General features: G+C 44.3%; 26 protein-coding genes. 17 read left to right on the forward strand and 9 right to left on the reverse strand.

What is annotated here, in order from left to right:
* Nucleotides 1–46: 46 nt before the first annotated feature.
* The 3 genes from NEJAP_RS00995 to NEJAP_RS01005 all read left to right on the forward strand — a co-directional run bounded on the left by NEJAP_RS00995 (nt 47) and on the right by NEJAP_RS01005 (nt 3631).
* Complete coding sequence (locus NEJAP_RS00995; protein ID WP_201348884.1) at nt 47–964, forward strand: hydrogen peroxide-inducible genes activator; 918 nt, start codon at nt 47–49, stop codon at nt 962–964.
* A gap of 1 nt (nt 965) precedes the next feature.
* On the forward strand, nt 966–3056 hold the full coding sequence (gene recG / locus NEJAP_RS01000) for an ATP-dependent DNA helicase RecG (RefSeq protein ID WP_201348885.1): 2091 nt from the start codon (nt 966–968) through the stop codon (nt 3054–3056).
* A gap of 65 nt (nt 3057–3121) precedes the next feature.
* Nucleotides 3122–3631, forward strand: coding sequence for a DUF501 domain-containing protein (locus NEJAP_RS01005; protein ID WP_201348886.1), 510 nt, complete (start codon nt 3122–3124; stop codon nt 3629–3631).
* Between the two features lie 102 nt (nt 3632–3733).
* Here the strand turns inward: NEJAP_RS01005 and NEJAP_RS01010 are convergent, their stop codons facing one another.
* Nucleotides 3734–4591, reverse strand: coding sequence for a PA4780 family RIO1-like protein kinase (locus NEJAP_RS01010; RefSeq protein WP_201348887.1), 858 nt, complete (start codon nt 4589–4591; stop codon nt 3734–3736).
* A gap of 152 nt (nt 4592–4743) precedes the next feature.
* On the opposite strand from NEJAP_RS01010, the gene rluF reads away from it, so the two are divergent.
* Nucleotides 4744–5577 carry a 23S rRNA pseudouridine(2604) synthase RluF gene (gene rluF, locus NEJAP_RS01015; protein WP_201348888.1) on the forward strand — a complete coding sequence of 278 codons (834 nt, stop codon included), beginning with the start codon at nt 4744–4746 and terminating at the stop codon, nt 5575–5577.
* Between the two features lie 88 nt (nt 5578–5665).
* Here rluF and NEJAP_RS01020 read toward each other — a convergent pair whose 3' ends face one another.
* Nucleotides 5666–5911, reverse strand: a complete 246-nt coding sequence (locus tag NEJAP_RS01020) for a YfhL family 4Fe-4S dicluster ferredoxin (RefSeq protein ID WP_201348889.1) — start codon at nt 5909–5911, stop codon at nt 5666–5668.
* Nucleotides 5912–5928: 17 nt separating this feature from the next.
* Nucleotides 5929–6432: a pantetheine-phosphate adenylyltransferase gene (gene coaD, locus NEJAP_RS01025; RefSeq protein WP_201348890.1), complete on the reverse strand. Its 504-nt coding sequence runs from the start codon at nt 6430–6432 to the stop codon at nt 5929–5931.
* Nucleotides 6433–6612: 180 nt separating this feature from the next.
* Here coaD and NEJAP_RS01030 point away from each other — a divergent pair, with 180 nt between their 5' ends.
* Nucleotides 6613–7881 carry a M48 family metallopeptidase gene (locus NEJAP_RS01030; protein WP_201348891.1) on the forward strand — a complete coding sequence of 423 codons (1269 nt, stop codon included), beginning with the start codon at nt 6613–6615 and terminating at the stop codon, nt 7879–7881.
* 87 nt (nt 7882–7968) lie between these two features.
* Entirely contained in the window at nt 7969–8595 is a 627-nt protein-coding gene (locus NEJAP_RS01035) for a TetR family transcriptional regulator (protein ID WP_201348892.1), read from the forward strand.
* Nucleotides 8596–8609: 14 nt separating this feature from the next.
* Here the strand turns inward: NEJAP_RS01035 and rsmD are convergent, their stop codons facing one another.
* Both rsmD and NEJAP_RS01045 read right to left on the reverse strand, forming a co-directional pair.
* The gene (gene rsmD, locus NEJAP_RS01040; protein WP_201348893.1) at nt 8610–9224 is read right to left on the reverse strand and encodes a 16S rRNA (guanine(966)-N(2))-methyltransferase RsmD; all 615 of its coding nucleotides are present in this window, start codon (nt 9222–9224) and stop codon (nt 8610–8612) included.
* A gap of 8 nt (nt 9225–9232) precedes the next feature.
* Entirely contained in the window at nt 9233–10435 is a 1203-nt protein-coding gene (locus NEJAP_RS01045) for a hypothetical protein (RefSeq protein ID WP_201348894.1), read from the reverse strand.
* Nucleotides 10436–10519: 84 nt separating this feature from the next.
* On the opposite strand from NEJAP_RS01045, the gene ftsE reads away from it, so the two are divergent.
* The 9 genes from ftsE (at nt 10520) to NEJAP_RS01090 (ending at nt 19447) form a co-directional block, all read left to right on the forward strand.
* On the forward strand, nt 10520–11179 hold the full coding sequence (ftsE, locus tag NEJAP_RS01050; RefSeq protein ID WP_201348895.1) for a cell division ATP-binding protein FtsE: 660 nt from the start codon (nt 10520–10522) through the stop codon (nt 11177–11179).
* On the forward strand, nt 11172–12194 hold the full coding sequence (ftsX, locus tag NEJAP_RS01055) for a permease-like cell division protein FtsX (RefSeq protein WP_201348896.1): 1023 nt from the start codon (nt 11172–11174) through the stop codon (nt 12192–12194). Before ftsE ends, ftsX begins: the two co-directional genes overlap by 8 nt.
* Nucleotides 12195–12362: 168 nt before the next feature.
* Nucleotides 12363–13235: an RNA polymerase sigma factor RpoH gene (gene rpoH, locus NEJAP_RS01060; RefSeq protein ID WP_201348897.1), complete on the forward strand. Its 873-nt coding sequence runs from the start codon at nt 12363–12365 to the stop codon at nt 13233–13235.
* A gap of 115 nt (nt 13236–13350) precedes the next feature.
* The gene (locus NEJAP_RS01065) at nt 13351–13731 is read left to right on the forward strand and encodes a DUF423 domain-containing protein (RefSeq protein ID WP_201348898.1); all 381 of its coding nucleotides are present in this window, start codon (nt 13351–13353) and stop codon (nt 13729–13731) included.
* Between the two features lie 6 nt (nt 13732–13737).
* Nucleotides 13738–13938: a sulfur carrier protein ThiS gene (gene thiS, locus NEJAP_RS01070; RefSeq protein ID WP_201348899.1), complete on the forward strand. Its 201-nt coding sequence runs from the start codon at nt 13738–13740 to the stop codon at nt 13936–13938.
* Between the two features lie 56 nt (nt 13939–13994).
* Nucleotides 13995–14783 carry a thiazole synthase gene (locus NEJAP_RS01075; protein WP_201348900.1) on the forward strand — a complete coding sequence of 263 codons (789 nt, stop codon included), beginning with the start codon at nt 13995–13997 and terminating at the stop codon, nt 14781–14783.
* A gap of 70 nt (nt 14784–14853) precedes the next feature.
* Nucleotides 14854–15546, forward strand: coding sequence for a tRNA (guanosine(46)-N7)-methyltransferase TrmB (gene trmB, locus NEJAP_RS01080; protein ID WP_201348901.1), 693 nt, complete (start codon nt 14854–14856; stop codon nt 15544–15546).
* A 278-nt stretch (nt 15547–15824) separates the two neighbouring features.
* Nucleotides 15825–17705 carry a methyl-accepting chemotaxis protein gene (locus tag NEJAP_RS01085; RefSeq protein WP_201348902.1) on the forward strand — a complete coding sequence of 627 codons (1881 nt, stop codon included), beginning with the start codon at nt 15825–15827 and terminating at the stop codon, nt 17703–17705.
* A 326-nt stretch (nt 17706–18031) separates the two neighbouring features.
* Entirely contained in the window at nt 18032–19447 is a 1416-nt protein-coding gene (locus NEJAP_RS01090; protein ID WP_201348903.1) for a solute carrier family 23 protein, read from the forward strand.
* 114 nt (nt 19448–19561) lie between these two features.
* Here the strand turns inward: NEJAP_RS01090 and NEJAP_RS01095 are convergent, their stop codons facing one another.
* Nucleotides 19562–20041, reverse strand: coding sequence for a Spy/CpxP family protein refolding chaperone (locus NEJAP_RS01095; protein ID WP_201348904.1), 480 nt, complete (start codon nt 20039–20041; stop codon nt 19562–19564).
* Nucleotides 20042–20191: 150 nt separating this feature from the next.
* Between NEJAP_RS01095 and NEJAP_RS01100 the strand changes: the two genes are divergently transcribed.
* Both NEJAP_RS01100 and NEJAP_RS01105 read left to right on the forward strand, forming a co-directional pair.
* Nucleotides 20192–20890, forward strand: a complete 699-nt coding sequence (locus NEJAP_RS01100; protein ID WP_201348905.1) for a response regulator transcription factor — start codon at nt 20192–20194, stop codon at nt 20888–20890.
* Nucleotides 20887–22209: a sensor histidine kinase gene (locus NEJAP_RS01105; RefSeq protein ID WP_201348906.1), complete on the forward strand. Its 1323-nt coding sequence runs from the start codon at nt 20887–20889 to the stop codon at nt 22207–22209. The genes NEJAP_RS01100 and NEJAP_RS01105 overlap by 4 nt, the downstream gene beginning before the upstream one ends.
* A gap of 16 nt (nt 22210–22225) precedes the next feature.
* Here NEJAP_RS01105 and NEJAP_RS01110 read toward each other — a convergent pair whose 3' ends face one another.
* The 3 genes from NEJAP_RS01110 to NEJAP_RS01120 form a co-directional block, all read right to left on the reverse strand.
* Nucleotides 22226–24343: an EAL domain-containing protein gene (locus NEJAP_RS01110; protein ID WP_201348907.1), complete on the reverse strand. Its 2118-nt coding sequence runs from the start codon at nt 24341–24343 to the stop codon at nt 22226–22228.
* A gap of 166 nt (nt 24344–24509) precedes the next feature.
* A complete protein-coding gene (gene glnK / locus NEJAP_RS01115; RefSeq protein WP_201348908.1) occupies nt 24510–24848 on the reverse strand; it encodes a P-II family nitrogen regulator in 339 nt (112 codons plus the stop codon).
* Nucleotides 24849–25010: 162 nt separating this feature from the next.
* A complete protein-coding gene (locus tag NEJAP_RS01120; RefSeq protein WP_201348909.1) occupies nt 25011–26285 on the reverse strand; it encodes an ammonium transporter in 1275 nt (424 codons plus the stop codon).
* Nucleotides 26286–26315: the final 30 nt, after the last annotated feature.

Consider the following 26315-nt stretch of genomic DNA (forward strand, 5'->3'; position numbering starts at 1 on the left):
GGTTAGCTCCTGTTAAAAAGCTGCATCATAACAGAGGAGATGAGCAATGACGCTCACAGAGCTACGTTATATCGTCACTCTTGCTAAAGAGCAGCATTTTGGTCATGCCGCCGAAAAATGCTTTGTCAGCCAGCCTACTTTGTCTATTGCAGTTAAAAAATTGGAAGAAGAGTTAGGTGTTGCCTTATTCGAAAGAAGTAAAAACGCAGTACGGGTAACGGATGTCGGTAAAAGTGTGGTTGAACAGGCCGTGAAAGTGTTGCAGCAGGCTGATGTGGTAAAAGATTTAGCTCAGGTAGGTAAAGATCAGCTTCGCTCGCCATTGCGTGTCGGCGCTATTTATACGATTGGGCCTTACTTGTTTCCTCATCTTGTTCCTCAGGTGCAAGAGCTCGCGCCACATATGCCGTTGTACATCGAAGAAAATTTCACAGCGCGCTTACGTGAAAAGTTACGCAATGGTGAGCTGGATGCCATCATTATTGCTCTGCCTTTTGAAGAGCCTGATGTCGTCACACGCATGTTGTATGAAGAGCCTTTTGTAATGCTATTGCCTAAGCAGCACCCTTGGTGTGATCAAAAGACCATTGATGCGACTAACTTATCTAATACTGAGTTGTTGCTCCTGGGTGAAGGCCATTGCTTTCGGGATCAGGTATTGGAGTCTTGCCCTACATTGCAGCAAGCGATTCAAAATCAGCACGGTGTCACCGAGGGTAGTTCTCTAGAAACTATTCGGATGATGGTGGCCAGTGGCTTAGGTTCTAGCGTGTTGCCAATATCAGCGACTAACGGCTATTACCAGTCGGATATGGTGATCACTAAGCCCTTTAAAACACCGCAGCCAACCCGTGGTGTTGCCGTGGCCTGGCGAGCTAGTTTTCCGCGTTCTAAAGCGATTGATGTATTGGTGAATGCGGTGAATAATTGCCAGGTTAATATCCCTACCGAGACGGCATCATAACGTGAGTGTTTCATCGAGTTATGGTGCGGGCTCACCCGCGGTCACGGCGTTAAAAGGCGTCGGTGCTGCCTTGTCTGTGAAGCTTGAGCGGCTGGGTATCAGTACGATTCAGGATTTGTTGTTTCATCTGCCAACTCGTTACCAAGACCGCACCCGTATTGTTCCGATTGGCTCACTGCGCCCAGGGGATGAGTGTGTTATTCAAGGAACAATTCTGGCTTCGGATATCCAAATGGGGCGCCGGCGAAGCCTGCTGTGCCGAATACAAGATGGCACAGGCACACTCACGCTGCGTTTTTTCCATTTTTCAGCGGCTCAAAAAAATGCTTTAGCTGTTGGCAACGAGCTACGTTGTTTTAGCGAAGTGCGCCCCGGGCCTGCTGGACTAGAGATGGTCCACCCTGAATACCGCGCGAGTGCTGCAGATGGCTTAACGCCAGTTGAGGAAAGCCTTACGCCTATTTACCCCATGACCGAAGGGTTGCAGCAAGCAAGGGTACGTACCTTGGTGCAGCAGTCGCTTGCATGGCTTGAGACGGGCAGTGTATCGGAGTTGTTGCCCGAATCAGTCAGGCGGCAATGGCGCTTACCTGAGCTAAAAGACTCGCTGATCTATCTGCACGCTCCACCGGTTGATGCAGACCAGCATTTATTATTAGAAGGGCTGCATCCTGCACAGCGTCGTTTGGCGTTTGAAGAACTACTGGCTCACCATCTCACACTATTGCAATTACGTCATAAGGTGCAAGAGCATGGTGCACCCGTGTTGCCTCCTTCGCAGCAACTAACAGAGCCTTTTTTAGCGCAGTTGCCTTTTAGTTTAACCAATGCGCAGCAGCGCGTTAGCCAAGAGGTCTCTGCTGATCTTGAGAAAAGCATCCCTATGTTGCGTTTAGTACAGGGTGATGTTGGCTCGGGTAAAACCATGGTGGCAGCGTTAGCGGCCTTGCAAGCAGTAGAGAATGGTTTGCAAGCAGCCATTATGGCTCCCACCGAGATTTTAGCAGAACAGCACTTTATTAATTTTTCACAATGGATGGAGCCGCTGGGTATCAAGCTCGCTTGGCTCGCCGGTAAAGTGAAAGGTAAACAGCGCGTTACCCAGTTGGCTGCTATTGCTGACGGCTCAGCACAAATTGTGATTGGTACGCATGCGTTGTTTCAAGAGGAGGTGCGGTTTTATAACCTTGGCTTGGCAGTTATCGATGAACAGCATCGTTTTGGTGTACATCAGCGTTTGAGCTTGCGGGAAAAGGGGCAGGACGGGAAGCGTAGTCCGCATCAATTGATCATGACAGCTACGCCTATCCCGCGTACATTAACCATGAGTGCTTATGCTGATCTGGATTGTTCGATTATTGATGAACTGCCTCCGGGCAGAACACCAGTTAATACTGTGGTGATTGCTGATTCTCGCCGTGATCAAGTGGTCGATCGTGTGCGAGCGGCCTGCGCTGAAGGCCGGCAAGTGTATTGGGTTTGCACGTTAATAGAAGAGTCTGAAGCGTTACAATGCCAAGCTGCTGAAGTGGCAGAGACTATGCTGCAAGAGCTATTGCCTGAGCTACGGATTGCATTGGTACATGGGCGCATGAAGGCGAAAGAAAAATCTGAGGTGATGCAGCGTTTTAAAGCCGCCGAATTAGATTTGCTGGTGGCCACTACGGTGATTGAGGTAGGCGTGGATGTGCCTAACGCCAGCGTTATGATTATTGAAAACCCAGAGCGATTAGGATTGTCACAGTTGCATCAGCTACGTGGACGAGTAGGGCGTGGCTCAGTCGAAAGTTTCTGTGTTCTGATGTACCATGCGCCGCTTTCTAAACAAGGGCGTGAGCGTTTGGCTGTGGTGCGAGAAACGACAGATGGATTTCGTATTGCTGAGAAAGATTTGGAACTACGTGGCCCAGGGGAAATTCTAGGTACTCGCCAAACGGGTATGATGCAGTTTCGTATTGCGGACTTGCAGCGTGACTCTGATTTACTGAGTCGTGTGCAGCAGGTTGCCACGCAGCTAGCTGATCAGCCAGTAGTGATGGAAGCTGTGGTGCGCCGTTGGTTGGGGCATCATGATGAATATGGGCATGTGTAGATTCTTTATCAATACTTTTAAGAGTGTTGGCATATGTAATAAACAGAGCAGTAGATGAGGTTTATGTGAGCGTATCAGAACAACAGTTGGCCATAATAGCTGAGCAAATTGGTCGCGAGCCTAAAGGCTTAGTCGGCGTAACAGTTGCTACTGCAACAGGGGTTCCGTTGGTACTGCAGATGCGATCGTTAGTGGATAATGTACCTTTTCCGACGCTTTATTGGTTATCTTCCAAAGAGTTATGCAAAGCGATTGGGCGTATAGAAGGTAAGGGTTGGGTTAAAGAGATAGAAAGTCGTTTGCAAGAGGATGCTGAGCTTAAAGATGCCTTTTTACAGAATCAAAAAGCTTATGTGGCGCGTCGCTGGGAACTAATGTTACCGCAGGATAAGCAGCGTATTGAAGAGCTAGGTTTTACACAAATGTTTGAGCGCTATGGTATTGGCGGTATCTCTCAGTGGGATAAAGTGCGTTGCTTACATATGCAATATGCGCATCACTTGGCAGATGGGAATGTGATCGGTGCTTTGATGGATCAGGAGTTTGCGCTTAATGAGCGGGACTACTCGTTATGAAAGCAGCTGTGATATTTGTTGTAGCGTGTGATGTAACCTGATAACGACTAAAAGCACTTGTTGTGGATAAGTGCTTTTAGCCAGTGCGGGTTTTTGGTGGGGTTACGCCGACTCTTCGGCATCAAGCATACGCTCTTGTCGTTCTTGCTCTTCCAGCCATGCTGCTTTGATCTCTTGTAAGACGGTATCAACATCAGCGGCTTGCTCGCTTTCAACGAACTGCCCCGTGAGCTCTACTTCTGGCGTTAGGTCACCATTTTCAAATAGTGCCCAAATCTCTTTGGCGTAGCGAGTTTCCATCAGTTCAGGGGCGTACTGGGCATAATACGTTGTCATGTTATTCACATCGCGTGCTAACATTTTCTGGGCATTATTATTGGCTGCAGCATCTACTGCTTGAGGGAGGTCGATAATGACGGGGCCGTATGAATCTACCAGTACATTAAATTCTGACAGATCTCCGTGTACTAACCCGGCGCACAGCATCAATGAGACGTACTGCATAACGACAAGGTGATCTTCACGGGCCTGTTGAGGCGTTAGTGCAACATCATTTAGGCGTGGGGCTACATGACCATCGTTATCTGTGACCAGCTCCATCAATAATACGCCGTCAAAACAACCATAAGGCTGAGGTACGCGTACGCCGGCATCGGCGAGGCGATAGAGTGCATCTACCTCAGCGTTCTGCCAGGTTTCTTCTTGCTGGTGGCGGCCAAATTTAGAGCCTTTTTCCATTGCGCGAGCGCGGCGGCTATTACGTACTTTGCGGCCTTCCTGGTACTGGGCTGCTTGTTTAAAGCCGCGCTTGTTCGCTTCTTTGTATATTTTCGCGCAACGAACGTCGTCGCCGCAGCGAACGACAAAAACATCTGCTTCTTTACCGCTCATGAGCGGGCGCAGTACTTCGTCTATTAAGCCGTCTTCTATTAGGGGCTGTAATCGTTTTGGAGCTTTCATGGCACCCTTGTAACTTATACTTTCATGGTATGATTTGTGTCAGATAAAACTGCCAGTTAAAACTATAGCTGCTTTTTAATACAAAACCGCTATGGCGCTGTGCGTTATGCTTTAATTAACTCTGTCGAAAAGTAAAACAGTTGGAAAAAATTGTGAGTACCCTTCCAGAAAAACGCCTCAATAAATATATCAGCGAGTCAGGTTTTTGTTCCCGACGCGAAGCCGATAAGCTAATTGAGCAAAAGCGAGTCACGATCAACGGTAAACAGCCCGAACTTGGCACAAAAGTGACACCCTCGGATACCGTCTTCGTTGATGGAAAACGAATTAATGCCAGCGCGGAAAATAAATCCGATAGGATTTATATAGTTTATCATAAGCCGATAGGTATTACGTGTACCACTGAGCGCCACGTTAAAGGTAATATTATTGATGCAATCGGGCATAAGCAGCGCATCTTCCCTATTGGACGCCTGGATAAACCTTCTGAAGGCTTAATCTTCCTTACCAGTGATGGTGACATCGTAAATAAAATTCTGCGTGCAGAAAATGCTCACGATAAAGAATATGTAGTTACAGTAGATAAGCCGTTAAGCGAGCGCTTTGTTGATCGAATGTCTCGCGGTGTGCCTATTCTCGATACCGTTACTAAGCCTTGCCAAGTGACAATCCAGAGCCGTTTTGTGTTCAAGATCATATTAACTCAGGGGCTTAATCGACAAATTCGTCGTATGTGTGAGTATTTGGGTTATGACGTTAAGAAGCTAAAGCGTACACGTATTATGAATGTTCAGTTGGCAGGACTAAAGCCTGGTCAATGGCGTGATCTAACGCGTGATGAAATGGCGGAAATTAACGCTGCTGTAGTTACGTCAAATAAGACAGCAGTGGATAACCCCAAACCGAAACCTAAAGCGAAGATAAATCACGTTACAAGTAATACGCGAACACGCGTATCGAAAGAACGTAAAAAGCATCGCTCGTAACGCATGGCTTATGAGTGGGCATATGTTTTTAGGCAATAAAAAAAGCAGACAAGTGTCTGCTTTTTAGTGTGCTAAATTTGAGAATCGATTAGCTGGTCAGCTGGGTGTATTTTTCCATTAGCTGATCTTCAGTTTCAACGTGGTCCGGATCTTTCGGAATGCAGTCTACAGGACATACTTCAACACATTGTGGCGTGTCATAGTGGCCTACACACTCGGTGCATTTGTTATGATCGATCTCATAAATTTCTTCACCCGGAGCAATAGCTTCATTTGGGCATTCAGGTTCGCATACATCGCAGTTGATGCACTCGTCGGTAATAATTAATGCCATGTTGGCTACCTCTCTTGCTAAGAAGATTTTTTGCAGTCTTTTCTTACTGCAAGATGGTTCTTTAACGCTTTATTGACAGCAGGGTGTACAAATTTGCTCACATCGCCGTTTAGTAGTGCAATTTCCCTTATCAGCGTAGAAGAAATAAAGGAAAGGTGCTCCGCAGGTGTTAGAAAGAGACTTTCTGCCTGAGGGGCTAACTGTCGATTCATATTCGCCAGCTGAAATTCGTATTCAAAGTCAGATACCGCACGCAAGCCACGTAAAATGATATTAGCATTTTGTTGTGCTACGAAGTCTGCCAATAGGCAGTCAAAACCAATAACTTCAACATTATCAAGATGCGCAAAAACCTCTTTTGCAAGGGAAGTGCGCTTCTCTAATGGGAATAAGGGTTTCTTTGTCTGACTTGTTGCAACAGCCACAATTACTTTGTCAAACAAGCGAGAAGCACGTTGGACAAGGTCGGAATGACCATTTGTGATAGGATCAAATGTTCCCGGATAAATGGCAATGTTCATTGTCGATTCACTCTAACCCTGTTTTGCTGTGCTTATTGCCACTATTACAAGTGCGGCATATTATCGGAATTGGCGCAGTGGTACAAATATAATAATGGAATGTGTAAATCATTATTGGTTATAAAAAATAAATTTTATATTTCAAATTAGAATATAAAGGTGCGAAAACAGGTGTCAATTATGCTTTATAAGGTTCGAGCTAGTCTTATTAAAACCTCTTCGGCCCTCATATGTTTGCTATTACTCAGTGGTTGTGAGGCGTTACAAAGTGTAGACAGAGGGCTGTATAACGCTGCAGAGGCGGTGAGTGAGCGAGACAGAGTCACCGGCCGGCGAACATTAAGTATGGCAGGTAGAGGCCAGCAAATTGCTCAAGGAAACGCTGCAGTTGAGCAAATAATTGCTCAGCAGAAGAAAGCGGGCAAAAAAATTAACGCGGCATTAGACCGCAAGGCTTATCAGCGTTTGGTGAGAATCTTTGATCGTATTCATCGTGTCAGCCATTTAGCCAATGAGCGTTGGTTACCTATCTTGATTGATAACCCTTCATTTAATGCTTTTACCACCGGTGGTACTTACATTGTGGTGCATAGCGGCTTGATGAAAGGTCTAAAAAGTGATGCTGAATTAGCGGCTGTTTTAGGGCACGAAGTGGCGCATACCGTTGCTAATCATGTGTTTGAGCGACAAACGCATCAGACTGCGGCTTTGATAGCAGGATCTAAGGCGGCAAGAAGAGGTGGCTATCAGGCTGCGTTTACCCATGAAAGTGAGATTGAAGCAGACAGAATAGGGATTCTTTATGCGGCGCTGGCGGGGTTTGACCCATACGCGGCGAGTCGTATTTGGGAAAGGCAGTATAAGAAAGAGGGTAGTGCACGCGGCTTATTTTTCCATGATCACCCAGTTAATCCAGAACGTGCTGTATTGACGCGCAACGTCGCTAAGCAAGTGAAGCCGTATTACCGTAAGGGGCGGCAGAACCCCCAGTCTGCTGCGTTACTAAACAATAATGTCTTATGGCGTAAAAGTGTTGCTTCAGCGCCGGCAGGTAATGGTGCAGGTTTGTCTGCTATTTTAGGGACAGCATTAGGTGCTTATGTACAACACCAAGGTACCAAGCAAGAGGCCAATCGCCAAGCGCAGCAGATTCAAGTAATGCAGGCGCTGGATAAAAAGGTCGTTGTTTTGGGCGAGAAAGTGATTGACCAAAATTCTTGGCAGGTTATTTGGCAGAATCGAAATAATGTTGGTATGAAAAATGTTGTTATGGGAGTGCTAATTAAAGATTCTAAAGGGAAGGTTAAACGTTATGTTGCGCATGTAAAAGGTCACGTTCGCCCCGATGCGCGCTTTGCGGCCCAGTTTGATTTGCCAGACCTGACGGTTGCTCAGTTAAAAAGAATGCAAATCAAATACTATCTAGATGATGCGATACCTTATAGGTAGCACTTATAAGCTGTCGAAGGAATGTTAATGTTGGCGGGATGCGTTAGACTGGAGAGCGTTAAGCTTATATAGCCAAAGGAGATTGTAGTGGCACGCCGGACTCGAGAAGAAGCCGAACAAACCCGCCAAGCATTGTTGCATATGGCTTTGGAGCAGTATGCGTTACATGGCATTCATAATGTAAGTTTAAAAGCGATTGCTGCTGAAGCAGGCGTTACGCATGGTGCATTGTATTGGCACTTTAAAAATCGGGATGATTTGATTCTTGCATTATGTGAGTCGGTGACCTTACCGTTTGAGCAATATTATTTAGAGCAGCTACAAGCGATTGATCAAGATGCGTTAAAGGCTTTGAAAGCTTTTTTGATAGAAACAACCTGCCATATAGCGTCACGTAAAAAGTCTTTGCAGGCTTTTTCATTGTTTTACGCACGGCGCAAAGAACTACCACTACATATTGCTTTGCAAGATGTTCTAGCTGATGAGTGGGATGTTTGGGTCAGCTATATTAATCGTTTTCTTAAGCAAGCACGTAAGCAAAAGCAGATCGCTAAAAAGACAAAGCAGCAGTGCATTGCAGAAGCAATGTTGAGCCAAGTGTTTGGTGTGTTAGCTGTAGCTGAATATATGCCTGAACCAGTAGTTTTTAGAGAGATGGCCAGCACCACGATTAATAATGCTATTCGTGGGCTGGATGCTACTCGCTGTAACTAAGCATGTTTAGTGCTTTATGAGGGCTCTTTATAGAATAAACGGTAGGTGACTTGGCCTGCCGTTTTGCTGCGATTTTCTTTCCAGCTATCAGGAACAAGTAGTTGGCTTAATTCTGACTCCGCTTCGATGTAGATAACGGCGTGATCGGAAAGTAAATTGCGTTTTTCCAAGAGTTCGCAAATGACGGGCACCATATCTTTTCTAAAAGGTGGATCTAGAAACACCAAATCATAGCGTGGTTCGGTATCTGTTTGCCTTGCTTCTAGCCAGTTGATCGCAGAGGAGGTTATTACCTCTCCATTTTGGCATTTTAGTGTCTGTAGATTGTCTTTTAGCTGATAGGTTGCCGCGGGCGAGTTATCGATAAAGGTGACAGAGCTAGCGCCACGTGACAGTGCTTCTAACCCTAAAGCTCCGCTACCCGCAAACAAGTCTAAGCAACGTGCTCCGGGTGTGATGTTTTGCAGCCAGTTAAATAGTGTCTCCCTGACTCTGTCGGGTGTGGGACGTAAATTTTCTACGCTTGGGAAGGGCACTTTGCGGCTGCGCCATTCTCCACCAATGATACGTAACATCTGTCGGGGTTCTTGGTTGCTGCTATTTTTTCGGGGTGGGTTTCTACGGGGCATCGGATAATCTACGGCGGTGTAATTCGAACAATGATAGTGCGCAGAGGGTCAAACAGCTGTTCTATATTTGTTTGTATCTGGGCATCGGATATGTTGTTAAGCGTATCACGAAACTCATCCTCAGACTGAAGTTTCTCTTGGTAAAAAAGAGTGCTGGTTAGCTGCTCCACACGTCCAAGGGGAGTGGAAAGTTGTTTACGATATTTTTGAACTAAAGAGGTTTTTATCTGTTCAAGTTGCTCACTGTTAAAGTTTTCTAGCAGGTATGTTTGTAAATTGCTGTTTAGTGCTTTTTTTAACGCTTCGTCACGCACGAGTGATAAGGCGGAATAGCCGATAGGGGATGCGGGCTTGAGTAGTAGGCGATAAGTACTGCTGCTGTTCTCTATCAATGGTTGGATGGCTTGATTTACGTAATGGAACGTTAGCGTGCGACTCGCGTTATCAGTATCAGCGCGGATGGCTTGACCAGTTAGATATAAATGATGAGTACTACGGTGCTGTAAATTGATACGAATAGGCGTCTTTTGTATGTCAGACTGCTCTACCGTGTCTAATACATCTGACTGAGAATAGCGTGCTGCAAGCTGCTGTACTATCGGATTTATTAAAGATTGTTGCTCTTCTTTCAAGATGAATAATACTGTTGGTCGCTGGCTAAATAAATTGAAGGTGTTAATTGGCTCTATGTATGTTGAAAGGAAAGCTGGAAGTTGTGCTTTTAGGTTGCTTAAGGCTAGTTCTTCAATATCATTTAATGCGAGGTATCGCTGCGCTGCAGCGCGTTGTAATGCTGCAGGGTAGTACTGGTTAATAGAGAATGTTAAATCACTGAGTAGATTTTCAAAATCAAAAAATGATGACTTATTATCAGGTTGGGGTATCGGTAAAGTCAGTATGACTCGATCATCTTGCCACTGAAGTGATAAGTTGCTTTGCTTGGTGGCTGCTTTCGTTAATGCGGACTGCAATGCAAGGCGTTGTTGTGTTTGCTTTTCAGTGTAAGCCGGTGTGACGGGATACGTTAAGCGCAGTTGTTGATCCATCCCTTCTTCGATAGTGAGATAGATCCAGCCATCTGCTAGCTCTGTGGCGGGCAGTGTTGTTGTATTTTGGTTGCTGGCCGTGAGTACCACGATAACAATGGCGACAACCCACGATAAAATCTTTAGATAGGTACGGTTAAATAGTGATTGGTTCGGTTGATCCATAATTTTCCCGTAGATGAAGCAGTTATGCGTAAAATACCACTATAATATGTTACTCGGCATTATTAAGGATAGACCAACAGCATCATGATTCAGTTTGAACATGTCAGTAAGCATTATGATGAAGGCTACGATGCCCTCAAAGATGTGAGTTTTACTTTGAATACCGGCGAGCTGGCATTTTTAACAGGGCATTCGGGTGCAGGAAAAAGTACCCTGCTTAAATTAGTGATGCTGATGGAACAGCCTACGGCTGGTCATGTTCAAGTAGGTGATCAAATACTTGGTAAATTAGGCCGCCATGATATCCCTTTCTTGCGTCGCTCTATTGGCGTGGTTTTTCAAAATCATCAGCTATTATTTGATCGAAGTGTATTTGAAAATGTGGCTTTGCCTTTGCAGATCTGTGGCTATTCTCCTGCGGATGCCGCGCGACGTGTACGTGCTGCATTAGACAAAGTTGGCTTACTTAATCGAGAAAAAATGAACCCTAGAGCTTTATCAAGTGGCGAACAGCAGCGTGTAGGTATCGCCAGAGCTATAGTGCATAAGCCAAAGGTGCTGTTAGCCGATGAGCCTACCGGTAACCTTGATCCTCAGTTATCAGAAGAAATTATGCGTTTGTTCGAGCAGTTTAATCGAGTAGGGACTACCGTATTGATTGCCAGCCATGACCTGTCACTGATTAGGAGTATGCGCCACCGGATGTTGACATTAAAATCCGGGAGGCTGATCGCTGATGGATAAAAAGCGAGGTGCTGAACGTGTTCAGCCATCAAGGCCGACAACAGTAACACCACAGCCAAGTAGCAAACGTGGTGCAGAGCATCATAAGGTCGATCTTAAAGGCCATAGTGAAAGCTGGGTGCGTAATCATATGGCTGTTGGCAAAAATGCTTTAGCGAAGCTGTTGGGCGCACCTGTAGCTACTATTATGACGGTTGCGGTGCTGGCCATTGCTCTAACGTTACCCGGTTTTTTATTTACGGTGTTATCCAACGTGCAGAACCTTACGCAAGGTTGGGAAGGTGAAACACGCTTATCTTTGTACTTGGAAACATCGTTAACTGATGAAGATGCTGATCGTTTTAGCCGTAGTTTATTATTGCGAGATGATATAGCGGCTATTGATTTTATTAGCCGCTCACAAGGTATGCTGGAATTTAAAAAGTATTCTGGTTTTGGTGATGTTTTAGATGCCATGAATGATAACCCGTTACCTGCCGTGGTGGTTTTATTGCCTAAATCACGTTTGGTTGCAGATTTGGGTATCATGCGTGCGGGCTTGCAGGCATTACCTGAAGTTAATGAAGCTGTATTAGATTTAGAGTGGTTGCAGCGCTTGGACGCGATGTTAGCCGTTGCTAAACGCGCTGTCTTTGTTTTAGGTGTGTTACTGGGATTGGCTGTACTGCTGGTGATTGGTAACACCATTAAAATGGAAATAGAGAGTCGCCGAGATGAAATTGTTGTCAGTAAATTGGTAGGTGCGACAGATGCATGGGTACGGCGCCCATTTCTTTATACAGGTGTATGGTATGGTTTATTAGGTGCGCTTTGTGCATGGTTGATCGTGCAAATTGCTTGGCTCATGCTAGAGACACCAGCCCAAGAGTTAGCGCAGCTGTATCGTAGTCAGTTTCAATTGAGCGGGTTAGGTTTTTCAGGGTCCGCGCTCTTGCTATTTATGAGTGTTTTACTAGGCTGGTTGGGTGCATGGGTAGCCGTTCGGCGTCATCTGCGTGAAATAGAGCCGAGTTAAAGTGATTTTATGAACACTCTGGTGCATTTTTGCATCTTGTTATTTAAGTCTCGGGGCTTTATTTTTTGGGGAACTATTTGTAAGATCCAACGTCTTATTTGTGGATTATTGTGAATAAGTTGATTTTAGGTACAGATTTTTAGATACAACAACGAGGTTACGACTTAAATGCGTAAAAGCTTAGAACTCATCGAACATATTACGCCCGGACAAAATCTGGACGCTTATGTACAGACAATTAGCACCATCCCTGTGCTAAGTGTAGAGGAAGAGCGTGCACTAGCCGAACGTCTGTATTATCAGGATGATTTGGAAGCGGCGCGTCAGCTGGTTTTATCTCACCTTCGTTTTGTTGTACATATTGCACGTAGCTATTCTGGATATGGTTTACCGCTAGGTGACTTAGTGCAGGAAGGTAATGTTGGTTTAATGAAAGCAGTCAAACGCTTTGACCCAGGTATGGGTGTGCGCTTGGTATCCTTTGCTGTGCATTGGATAAAAGCTGAAATGCATGAATATATCCTGCGTAACTGGCGTATTGTTAAAGTTGCTACCACTAAAGCGCAACGTAAATTGTTCTTTAATCTACGCTCCAAGAAGAAAGGCTTGGGCTGGATGAATAGTGATGAAGTAACGGCTATTGCTGGTGACTTAGGTGTTGATGAGAAAGTTGTCCGTCAAATGGAAGGTCGTATGGCGTCGGTCGATACCTCTTTTGACCTAACCGGCAGTGATGATGACGATGCAGTAGGTTATCTGGCTCCTGTTCAGTATTTGGAAGATCATTCAGCAGACCCTGCTGAGCAGCTTGAAGCGGCTAATTGGGAGCAAGATTCTCAGGCGCGTTTAAGCGGTGCGATGGAGTCCCTAGATGATCGTAGTCGGGACATTCTTGCACAGCGTTGGTTGATGGAAGAAAAAGCTACTTTGCATCAACTGGCGGCTAAATACAGCGTGTCCGCAGAGCGTATTCGCCAACTCGAGAAAAATGCAATGAAGAAGCTAAAGTCAGCGATAGGTCAGGATTTACAGCCTGCCTAGTTGACGAACGGTTTGTTCGTGTTATTACAAAGCCGCCCATGGGCGGCTTTGTCGTTTTTAAAACACAGTAATTAATCAGTGCTATAATCTTGCCCTTATTTTTTGAGATAGCATTATGAATGCACGTTTCTGTCTAGTTGCTGCGAGTATAAGTGGCGCTATTGCTGTGATGATGGGGGCTTTTACTGCACATGCCCTTAAAGACACTCTCAGTAGTAAGTTAATGGCGGTGATGCAGACGGGTGTGCAGTATCAGTTTTATCACTCGTTAGCGTTATTACTAGTAGGCTTATTGCTTCAGCAGCGACCAACAGCCCTGTTAAAAGTGAGTGCGGCGTCATTTCTTGCTGGCATAGTATTGTTCTGTGGGAGCTTATATCTGCTAGCATTTTCAGGTGTTCATGGGATAGGCATAGTCACGCCTATAGGTGGTTTGGCATTTATTGCGGGTTGGTTAATACTGGCTCGTAATTTTATTACTTTGGATAAAAGGTAGTGTTTGATGGAGCTTGAAGTCAATGGTGCAGCAACTCGCCTAGAAGAAGGTGCAAGCCTGAACGATCTAGTCATCACGCTGGGTTTGCAAGAGCAGCGTATTGCAATCGAAGTAAATCAAGAAATTATTCCGCGTAGCCAGCATATGCAGCACCAGTTACGTGCAGGAGACAAAGTAGAAGTGGTGCATGCGATTGGTGGTGGCTAAAAACCTGCTGTCGTTATCGAATAGGTATTTTTACAAAAGAATTAAGGGCTGAATAAATGTCAGATTTGAATGATGCATTGGTGATTGCAGGGAAGCAGTATAACTCGCGTTTGTTGGTCGGTACGGGTAAATACCAAGACCTTGATGAAACGCGTGAGGCTATTGAAGCCAGCGGTGCAGAAATTGTTACTGTTGCAGTACGTCGTACTAATATCGGCCAAAATCCAGGTGAGGCAAATCTACTAGACGTTATCACGCCAGATAAATATACCATCTTACCCAATACTGCGGGCTGCTACACCGCTGAAGAGGCGGTGCGTACCTGCCGTTTGGCGCGTGAACTTATGGATGGGCATGACCTAGTAAAGCTGGAAGTATTGGGTGACAAAAAAACCCTATATCCGAACATTGTGGAAACTATCAAAGCGACTGAAACACTCGTTAAAGATGGTTTTAAAGTAATGGTGTACACCAATGACGATCCTATTGTAGCCAAACAGTTAGAAGAAATGGGCTGTATCGCTGTCATGCCGCTAGGCTCTCTGATTGGATCTGGCTTGGGTATCCTTAATCCACATAACATTAAGCTCATTATGGAAGCGGCTAATGTGCCTATTTTGGTAGATGCTGGTGTTGGTACTGCATCCGATGCGGCAATTGCTATGGAGATGGGATGTGCAGGCGTTTTGATGAATACAGCTATTGCTGGTGCAAATAATCCTGTTTTGATGGCATCAGCGATGCGAAAAGCTATTGAGGCCGGGCGTGAAGCATTTTTAGCAGGTCGTATGCCGCGTAAAAGGTATGCAAGTGCTTCATCTCCACTCGATGGTATTATTGGTTAAGTAGGCATTAATTAGATTTTTAATTAATTAAGCTTTTATTGGTTAGGCATTCAAAAAATAGTTGGCGGTAATGACAGAAGAAAAGAAGCACATGCGTACGGTACGAAGCTTTGTAAAACGTGCCGGAAGAACCACAGAAGGGCAGGAAAAAGCACTGGAAGAAGTGTGGCCTGTTATGGGGCTAGAAATTAAAAACGGCCTTGTGGATTTCAATGAGGTCTTCGGTCGTGAAGCGCCTGTTGTATTAGAAATTGGGTTTGGAATGGGTGATTCTCTATTAGAGATGGCCAGCTGTGAACCTCATAAGAATTTTGTTGGTATCGAAGTGCATAGTCCTGGTGTTGGCCGCTTGTTAAGTAACGCCAATGAAGAGGGGCTGACTAATATCCGCGTATATGCTGAAGACGCTGTTGAAGTGTTTAAGCAGTGTGTGCCGGATAATAGTTTAGATACACTGCAGCTGTTTTTTCCTGACCCTTGGCATAAAAAACGCCATCATAAACGCCGTATAGTGCAGCCTGATTTTGCGCAGAGTATCCGTAAAAAACTAAAAGTTGGCGGTTACTTCCATATGGCAACAGACTGGGAGAACTATGCTGAACACATGATGGAAGTCATGAGCTCCGCTGAAGGTTATAAGAACAAAATGGGTGATGGTCAATACTCTCCACAACCTGAATGGCGTCCTGTCACCAAGTTTCAAAGACGTGGCGAACGGCTTGGCCATGGCATCTGGGATCTAATGTTTGAGAAAACAGAATAAAATCTGGATATAATAACTAGAACTAAGAAAGGAGCATTGTCTCCTTTTTTAATATGCTTAACCCGCTTTTCATCTCTCTTCTTTAGTGAAACTCACTTATACAAAGCGAGGCTTTCTCTGCTTCGAATTACTTTATTATGCCTACCAGTAAAATTGCGGTATGGCCGGTAAACTTATTTTTTTATCTTTGATTTTGGGTATATACTTTAGTCTAAAATAGGTGTTTTGTTGTTAAGCACCAAATTAGATAATAAAAAATACCAGAGAATAAAAAAAATATGAAAGTGTCACATAAAGTTGCGCTATTAGCGTCGTCTATTGTTGTTTTGGCATTTACCGTTTTTTCGTGGTTACAGTACAGCTCAGTACGTGACGCTTTGTATGAGAAAACGGCTCAAAGCACCAGTGAAGCTACGGGCGCTTTAGGTCTACAAGTCACACATTGGCTCAATGGTAAATTGGTGCTGATAGATATGATGTCAGAAGTCATGAGTGAAAATTTCAATAGAGCAACCGTCCAGCAGACATTCGATACCCCACTACTTAAAAAAGAATTTATTCTGATCTTTGGTGGTTTGGAAACGGATGGGCAGCGTATTACGAATGATCCTTCTTGGAACCCGGATAACTGGGATGCAAGGAAGCGACCTTGGTACCCCTATGCAAAGAACCATAAGCAAGCGGTGCTAACTGACCCCTATGCTGATGCCGCAACCAAAGATATTTTGATTTCTGCGGTTGCAAATTTTTATGATAAAGGTGAATTCAAAGGAGCATTTGGTGGTGATTTAAGCCTTAAAGCAGTATCAGATGCTGTTAATACGTTGAACTTTAATAACACGGGATATGCGTTTTTACTCAATAGTAAGGGCAATATTATTAGCCACCCAGATGAAACGCTAAATGCTAAGTCTATTTCTGAGTTATTTGAGGGGGGCGTGCCAGCACTATCTGAAACCCTACAAGAGACAGAAATAGATGGTAAAACGATGTTTGCTGCTTTTCATCAGCTTGAAGGCTTATATGGTAGTGAGTGGTATATCGGTGTTGTGTTGGATAAAAGCCTCGTGATGGCAAGTGCAAACCGGTTCGGCTGGACGGCACTCATAGGAACCGTGTTAAGTGCACTTCTGTGTTCGCTTGCATTGTATATTGCGGTATCGCGGCAGTTACTGCCTTTGCAAAAGTTGCGTGAGTCGTTGTTAGAGATCAATAGAGGGGAAGGTAATCTTACCAAACGCTTATCAGTAGAGAGTAAAGATGAGTTTGGTCAAGTATCGAAAGACTTTAACCAGTTTGTTGAGTACTTACAAAATCTTATTGGCCGTGTGAAAACACTTTCTCAAGATGTTCAATTGCATACAGATTTGACCTCTAAATCAGCATCAGAAGCATCAGGAAATCTCGAAACTCAGTTGTTTGAACTAGATCAGTTAGCTACAGCAATGCATGAGATGTCAGCAACAGCACAAGATGTTGCCTCCAATGCTCAGCAGGCGGCTGACTCTGCTCATTTGGCCGATGTGGCTGCAACGAAGGGTGTGGAGGTTGTATCCAAAACTACGCGCTCAATTGCTTCGCTGACGAGCGAGATGGATGATGTGGTTCAGACAATTAATGACCTTATTCATTACAGCGACAATATAGAATCAATTCTCACGGTTATAACAGGTATCGCTGATCAGACGAACTTATTGGCATTAAATGCGGCTATTGAGGCGGCGCGGGCCGGTGATATGGGGCGTGGTTTTGCTGTGGTTGCAGATGAAGTAAGAGCGCTTGCATCACGGACACAGCAATCGACAGAAGAGATCAAAAGCATGATCCATCAATTACAGCTGGGTGTACGTAATGCTGAAAATATTATTCTCAATGGTCGTCAAAAGGCCAGTGATACACAGGTTGCTTCGAGCGAAGCAGATGCTGTGTTAGGGGCAATACGCGATAGCATTCATGAGATAAATCAGATGATTCTTCAGATCGCAACAGCTGCAGAGCAGCAGAGCGCAACAGCTGAAGAAATTAACCGTAATACCACAAATATTCGTGATATTAGTCAATCTGTGTCCAATGGTGCTAAAACACAAAAACAGCGGTGTGCCTCCATGGTTGAATTAACAGCACGTCAGGATGCAGAACTAGGTAAGTTTAAGGTGTAACTTTTGTTGGGGTGCACGGTACATTGGCAAGTATTGCATACAAATGTACCGTGATGTCCCATAAAGTGAGTTTCGTCACAGGTAAGATAGGTACATATTCTTATTAAAATTAATAAAATATGAATAATTAATATGAAAATATAACCTAAATAAGGCTATTCCCGTAATACTTTAGTATAAAATCGATACTAAAGTATCCGCTGTAGGTATCGATTGTTGCACTGCAAAAGCATAACGTAGCGAGGTTTTAATAGCTCTATGTCATCCGGAATAACTAGTAGGGGTTGTTTGGGGATGATGAGCCAAAATCTTACTAGGTGAAGTGTATGGCGCTGATACAAAGAACTCATGGTGAAGAACAACCATATTGGGGGTTTGGACCTTTTAAAATTCGTTTGCCCGGTGTGCATTACCGCATTGAGATGCCTGAGGTTATTCAGGGATTAGTGATGTTTGTAGTGGGGCTGGCAATAATCCCGCTGCTAGAAAAATATTTAGGTATGCCTTATGAGGCGGCATTGGCGTTCACTTTTATTGCTGGGATAGGGTATATTTTACCAGCAATGCTGGGTGTGCCATTAGTGCCGGGCTGGATTACTCCGGCGATACCGGTTGTACTGCTTTACCTTAACGGTTTTGAGCCTGGCCCAGAGGCTATTAAAGCGTTGTTCGCATTACAAATCGAAGTAACGCTAATTTTCTTAATACTGGGTATGACCGGTTGGGGCTCTAAACTGGTTGATGTTATTCCTAACTCTTTGAAGTCTGGAATAATTATTGGTGCAGGTATTGCTGCGATGATGGGTGAATTAAAAGTGGGTGGGCGTATTGATGCAACCCCATACTCACTAATTTTCGGTTCGATTATCTCTGCTTATGTATTGTTCTCTCTGTCGTTTAAAAACGTTCTCGACAGTAACCCACTGGCTAAAAAGATTGCTAACTTCGGTATGGTGCCGGGAATGCTAATTGCTATGGTTATTGGTTGGGGTGTGGGTGAATACCCAATGCCAGAAATTGAGTGGGGCATTACTAATCCAAACTTTTCATTGATGTTAGATTATTTGGTATTTTCGACAGGCTTCCCAGAATGGGACGTTTACTTGTTGGCTATACCAACAGCAATCATCGCTTATGTTATTGCTTTCGGTGACATTATTGTTGGTTTTACGCTAGTAAAACGTATAGATCATATACGTGATGATGAGAAAATCGAAACTGACATAGACCGCGTTCACTTGGTGACTGCTTTGCGTAACGGTATGCATGCATTCTTGGCTCCTTGGCCTGCGCTGGCTGGTCCTCTATGGACAGCGGCTCATGCTACTGTTGCTGAGCGCTATGCAATGGGCCGCAAGGCAATGGATTCAATTTATAGTGGTGGCGGTACGTTCTGGATTACAGGCTTAGTGGCATTGTTTATATTGCCATTGGTGACCTTGTTCAAACCCGTTCTTCCTATTGCGCTTTCACTTACGCTCGTATTGACTGCCTATATTTGTATTATGGTTGGAATGGAGCAGTTGAAGAACTCAACTGAGCGTGGTGTTGCAGGTATCGTCGCCGTAACACTCGCAATGCCTGATCCGAAATCAACCGTGTTTGCTGTCGTTATCGGATTGGTATTGTACTTCTTAATTGAACGTCCTCGATTACTAGGTAAGCATGATCCCGCTGATGAAATCATTTTTGCTGACCCAGTGGATGATAAAGCGAAGACATCTCAAACAGAGAAAGTCTAAACGATTAGTTTCTGATTAGTTCATGATAAAAAGCCCGGAAATTTCCGGGCTTTTTTGTGGGAGTAGTGCTGCGATCGGTGTTGGTTCTTGTTGCTGACGTTTGTCGCAACCTGCTTAGTGATGTTTGCCGCGCCCTTCGCCAAAGTTTGCACGCATATCGTCTAGTTTACTCATTTGTTCTTCGGTAAGAATTTTTGCCATTTCAGTTTTCATATTCACTTGTTGCTCGACTTTATTCACAGCCATATCGGCGGCAGTTGTCTTGGTTTTAGCTAGTTGCTGGTCGTAGTCAGCAGCATTTGGGTCTAAGTCACGTGTTGCCTGGTGTAAGGTGCGCATTTGGGTGTGCATTTTTTGGCGCTGTTCATGTTTGCTAGAAAAAAGTTTTTGTACTTCTTCTTGCTGTGTGTCGCTTAATCCAAGTTTCTTAGACATTTTCTTTACCATGTACTTCGAGCGATCTTTTTGATCATATTTTTCCATCTTTCCATCACGATCACATTTACTAAACCCCTCATGTTGCATGCCTGCAATGACAGTAGTTCCAACGAGTAGTACGGGTAAAGTAAGCAGTGCAATAGTTAGCTTTTTCATTGTGGATCTCCGGTGCTTTAAAGTGATGGAGCTATTGTGCGCTGAGTAAATGCAAAGTTGGGTTGAGAGGGTGTAAAGTTAGGTAAAGGCTTTACTGAGAGGCTTTTTTCAAGGCTACAATAGGTACATAGAGAGTGTGGAGTTGAGGGTATGGGTGTAAGTCATATTTTGTTAGTTGATGATGACCAAGAGTTAACGGAGTTACTGTCGGATTACCTCACAGCAGAAGGTGTGAAGGTAAGTGTGTCCAATAGTGCCATGAATGCATTGGAGCGCTTACAAGCAGGAGAAACCTTCGATCTTGCTGTTTTTGATATTATGATGCCTGAAATGTCTGGATTAGAGCTTTTGCAGCAATTGAGGCCAGGCTTTCAGCTTCCCGTTATTATGCTCACAGGACGCGGTGGGGATATAGACCGTATTCTGGGGTTGGAGATGGGCGCTGATGATTATTTGTCTAAACCCTGCAATCCAAGAGAGCTGTTGGCGCGTATCCGTGCTGTTTTACGCCGAGCGAAACAAGTTGAGCCGAGTGTTACGAGTATACTTAAACATGGAACGATTGAGCTAGACCCTTCTAAACGAGAAGTATTGATCGGTGCGCATGTAGTCGACCTGACAAGCGCTGAATTTAATGTGTTGTATCAGTTTATGCTGCGACCGGGTGAAATACTAAGTAAATCAGAACTCACAGAGAAAGTCTTGCATCGGCCACTCACCGCGTATGATAGAGCTATCGATGTGCATGTGAGTCGTGTCAGGCAAAAGATAGCATCTTGTAATGCTCCGCAAGAGCTAATTAAAACGGTCAGAGGTGAAGGTTATCTCTTTGTGAGAGATAGTGCATGAAGTTCTTTAAGCGTTTATTTTGGAAAATATTCCTATCTTTTTGGCTGGCTAGCTTAAGTGTTATTTTGGTCACTGTCTTGGTAGTAGGAGAGATAACAGAACGAGATAAGCTTGCAGAAGTATTTGAATACAGGGCGCGAGCGCAAGCTGAAAAAATTATTAAACGTTTTGAAACTGACGCTTCGTTTATGCCCAGAGAATCGAAGCGTAATCATGATAGAGAAGAATCGGATCACCATCAATTTAATAAACCTCCTAGGTTTCTTCCCCTGCAAATAAGAACCGCGCAAGGAACGTTAGTTTTTGGAAAAAAACAATTTAATACACTGGATACTCCTTTATCGTTTGAGCTGATCTCTTCCTCTGGAAAAACATACATCATTAAAGCTACGTTAGATCCTATTAGTAGTCACTTTTCGCGATTACAGGCATTTCTTTTTTCTATTCAGGCTGTGTTAGTGCTCATTGCTTCGGCATTAGCTAGTTTGTTATTGACGGTTATTGTTGTTAGGCCTGTTAATAAGCTGCGAGTGTATGTGGAGCAATTATACGGGGGGCAACTTAGTGTACGTGTAGAGCCTACGCTGTTAAAGCGAGGTGATGAAATTGGCGCATTGGCGCGAGAGTTTAACCAAATGGCATCGTATGTAGAGCATACTCTTCAAGGTCAGCAGCGATTATTACAAGATGTATCGCATGAGTTACGTGCCCCATTAGCGCGCCTTCAAGCAGCCGTAGGGCTGGCAGAACAGCAGCTAGGGCGTGACAGTAAAATTACCCAGCGGATGAACCTTGAATGTGAGCGTTTGAGTAAACTTATCGATGAAGTTCTGTCGCTTGCTCGGCTAGATAGCTTGGAAGCTCAAGAGAGTGGTTTTGATGTTGCTCAAGTATTACAGCAAGAGTTAGATGACTTTACGTTCTCGCAGGCAGGTAGATGTATTACGGTGCAAAATGACTTACCTGCTTTCGCCTTATGTAAAGGTAATCCTGAGTTGTTTAGACGCGCGCTTAGCAATGTTTTGGGTAATATTTTGAAGCATACAGAGGTGAATAGCGCTGTTGATGTGTCACTAGTGTTGGCAGGGAATAAATATATTCAAGTGTGTGTATGTGATTATGGAGAAGGTGTTAGCGAGTCCGCATTAGAGTCACTGTTTGAGCCATTCTTTCGTCATAATGGTAATGCAAAAGGCTTTGGCCTAGGGTTAAGTATTGCTAAACGTGCTGTTGAGCGTTTGCAGGGGCGCATCTGGGCAGCTAATGGTTCTGACCATGGTTTATGCGTCACGATTGAGTTGCCGTTATCTACTCGTTAATACTACAGGGCGGTTGTTATTGTAAGTGCTTCTGATCAGAGTACAAAACTTGTTTGTCCGTGAATAGGCCTGTGTTTTCATCAAGGGTATAGAGTAGCTCATCAATCGTTAAAGGTGCGCTGTAGAAGTTCCCTTGGCCTGAAAAGCAGTGATGGCTTAATAAAAATTGTTGCTGTTCTTGAGATACGATACCTTCAGCATGTGATGTGATACCTAGCTTTTTTGCCATCATAATGGCAGTCGACGTGATCACGGCACTGTCGTGATCGTTAGGTAGTTTTTGAATAAAACTCAGATCTACTTTTAAGTAATCAATAGGCATTTTCTGCAGAAGCTCTAATGACACAAAACCTGTCCCAAAGTCATCTAAAGCTAATCCAATCCCCATGCCTTTAATCTGCTTCATCGCATCGATTAATTGCGAAGTGTTGTGCAATGGCAAGCTACCACTAATATCTAGTGTTAGCTTTTCAGCTAAAAAAGGCATCTCTTGTAATAGATCATGTAGTGTTGTTATTAAAGAGAAGCGTTCTAGCTGGTGGTGAGATATGTTGATTGAAAGTGAAAGGTAGGGGTATCCCGCTAGATGCAACTGTGTCATTAACATGGCAGACTTTCTAAGCACCCATTTCCCTAAGGCTATAATGAGTCCTGTGTCTTCTGCGCGTTTTATAAATTCAGTACTGGGGATATCGCCTTCAATGGGGTGGTGCCACCGTGTCAGTGCTTCTAATCCTGTTACTTTCCCTGTGCGCAAATCTATTAAGGGTTGAAAAACCAGTGATAGCTCTTCATGTTCAATGGCGTGACGAAGGTCCAATTCAAGAGATAAGGCTCTTTTGGATTCAAAATCCATATGTGGTTTAAAAAAGGAAAATGTATTGCGGCCAATGCGTTTCGCTTCGTACATGGCTAAATCTGCATTTCTTAAGAGGTCGCTAGCTTCATCACCATCAGTATGTATAAGCGTAATCCCAAGACTGACAGTAATGGTGATTTCGTGCGGGCCAACTTGAAGCGGTTGAGCAAGTAGCTCAATGACTTCTGCAGCTAAATGTTCCAGTGTGCTTGGATTTCGGACCTGAGTAACCAACAGGGTGAACTCGTCACCACCAAGACGAAATGCCGTGTAGTGTTCACTACTACAAAAGCGTAATCGGTTTGCAACAGCAATGAGTAGCTGGTCACCAGCATCATGCCCTAATGTATCGTTAACTTGTTTGAAGTGATCTAGATCGAGTAAAAATAAAGCGCTGCTTAGCGCCTCAGGAATCGCGATAAGGCGATTGAGTTCGTCTCTAAACTTACGCCGATTTCCTAATGTTGTCAGTGGGTCAAAAAAGGCTAGCTGTTCCATCTGGCCTTCATGTTCTTTAATTTGGGATATGTCATCGCTCACTGAGACAATACTTATTAGTGTGCCGCTTTTGTCGACAATGGGGGCGATGGATTGATAAGCCCAATAGCATGAACCATCTTTTTTTCGGTTGATTAAGGCGCCACGCCAAGATTTGTTAGCAAGAATACAACCCCACAAATTGTTATACGTCTCAGCGGGAGTTTGTCCAGAGCGTAGTATGGCTGGCGTGTTGCCTAGTAGCTCGTCCAGCGGATAACCGGTTATATCGGTCAATCGTGCGTTGGCATATTCAATAGAGCCGTTAGCGTCAGTGATCATCACTGCACTTCCGCTATTTTCAACAGCATAAGAGAGCTTTTTGACCTCAAGTAATTGGTCAATATTATCGCTCACTTCTGAAACAATAATGATCGCAGCAATGGTTGTATTGGCATCGTCTTTTATTGCGGATACTGAGACAGATGCTGTAAAGAATTTGTTATCTTTTTTTAGTAAATTTCGTTTTAGTTTGTAGTTGTCAATCTGACCATCAAACAGAGCGGCTAAGCGTGTGAGTGTAAACTTGTGTAGTTTCTTTTCGCATAACAATAAAAATGATTCTCCTGAAAGGTGGTGAGAGTCATAGCCTAGAGTGTCAGCGAATGTGTGGTTAACCAGTAAAAAGCCCGCATTTCTTTGGATGCAGGCAACAGCAATCTTTGCATCTCTAAAAGGCTTGAAGATGTTGTTGATCAAGCGTATGTGATCAGGAGAAGTGTCGTTGCCTTTGATCATAGGAAATACATGGGGTAGAGTATCCGAGCGCGTAAAAGAGATAGTATAGGGTTAACTCTTATTGATACGCTGATTCATGTCAATGAAAGTGTCTCTATTCCCCTACTTTTCTGAGGGCATTAAAAAAGCACCTAATAAGGTGCTTTAATATTTTACGCAAAAGATCTTACAAAGCGTCAGGACCACTTTCACCTGTACGAATACGAATGACTTGCTCTAGAGGCATTACAAAGATTTTGCCATCACCAATCTTGCCGGTGTTTGCTGTTTTACTAATGGCTTCGATGACTTGGTCAAGCATATCCTCATCGATAGCGACTTCGATTTTTACTTTAGGTAAAAAGTCGACAACGTATTCTGCACCGCGATAGAGTTCGGTATGGCCTTTCTGGCGGCCAAAACCTTTTACTTCAGTAACCGTTACGCCTTGAATACCAATATCAGACAATGCTTCACGTACGTCGTCTAATTTAAAGGGCTTGATTACTGCGCTAACAAGTTTCATAGATGTCTCCTTTTAGTGTCGATTATCGTTACCGACTGTCGAGCATACTTAAATAAGCTGGCGCCAGTATACCCACATTTATTAAGTTACGCATTGTCTGGCTGTAAAACAGAAAGGGTGCCGAAGCACCCTTTTTAGCGAAGTTTTATGGGTGTTACTCTGCTATTTACCTGCTGACTTGAACTCAGGATAAGCTTCCATACCACATTCAGCGATATCCGCGCCCTCGTACTCTTCCTCTTCGCTAATGCGAATGCCCATAGCAGCTTTCAGGATAGACCAGACAACCAAACTAGCGATAAACACCCAAGCAAAGATAGATATAATGCCAAGTAGTTGTGCTCCAAAGGTTGCATCTGCATTGTTCAAAGGTACGGCTAGCAGTCCCCAGATGCCCACAACACCGTGTACAGAGATTGCACCGACAGGGTCATCAATGCGCATTTTATCGAGCGTTAATATTGAAAAGACGACGATGACCCCGCCGACAGCGCCGATTACCGTAGAGCTCAGTGCAGTAGGGGATAAGGGATCAGCAGTAATAGCGACTAGTCCAGCAAGTGCACCATTGAGTGCCATAGTTAAATCAGCTTTTTTGAATAACAAGCGGGCAACAATAAGAGCCGCAATACAGCCACCGGCTGCTGCCGCATTGGTGTTAATAAACACTTGAGCAACGGCGTTAGCGTCTTCAACATTTGATAATTTTAGCTGTGATCCACCGTTAAAACCAAACCAGCCCATCCAAAGGATAAATGTACCTAGTGTTGCCAGCGGTAGGTTTGCACCAGGGATCGCATTAATAGACCCATTTTTACCGTATTTCCCTTTACGAGCACCAAGCATGAGCACTCCAGCTAGTGCAGCAGAAGCACCTGCCATGTGGACAATACCTGAACCTGCAAAGTCAGAGAAACCCGCTTCACTGAGGAAACCGCCACCCCATGTCCAGTAACCTTCAACTGGATAGATGAAGCCTGTCATGACGACTGCAAAAGCTAAAAATGCCCAAAGTTTCATACGTTCAGCGACGGCACCGGAGACAATAGACATTGCCGTTGCTACAAACACGACTTGGAAAAAGAAGTCTGAACGTGAAGAGTAATAGGGAGCATCGTCACCGCCAGCAAGAACTGCATCAACGCCGTTCTCGTCACCAATCAAAGCGCCAATGTTTGGCAATATACCGCCAGCATCTGAGCTATACATGATGAAGTAACCACAGAGTAAGTACATGGTGCAGGCAATAGCGTACAGCGAAATGTTCTTGGTCAAAATTTCAGTGGTATTTTTTGCGCGCACTAAGCCTGCTTCTAACATGGCGAAGCCAGCCGCCATCCACATAACTAAAGCACCACATATTAAGAAGTAGAAAGTATCTACTGCATATTTTAGCTGGGCTAGATCACCCGCTGTTGTATTTAATAATTCTTCCATCACATCTGCCCTCCGTCAGGCTCGAGACTT

Source organism: Neptunomonas japonica JAMM 1380 (assembly GCF_016592555.1).
Classification (GTDB): domain Bacteria; phylum Pseudomonadota; class Gammaproteobacteria; order Pseudomonadales; family Balneatricaceae; genus Neptunomonas; species Neptunomonas japonica_A.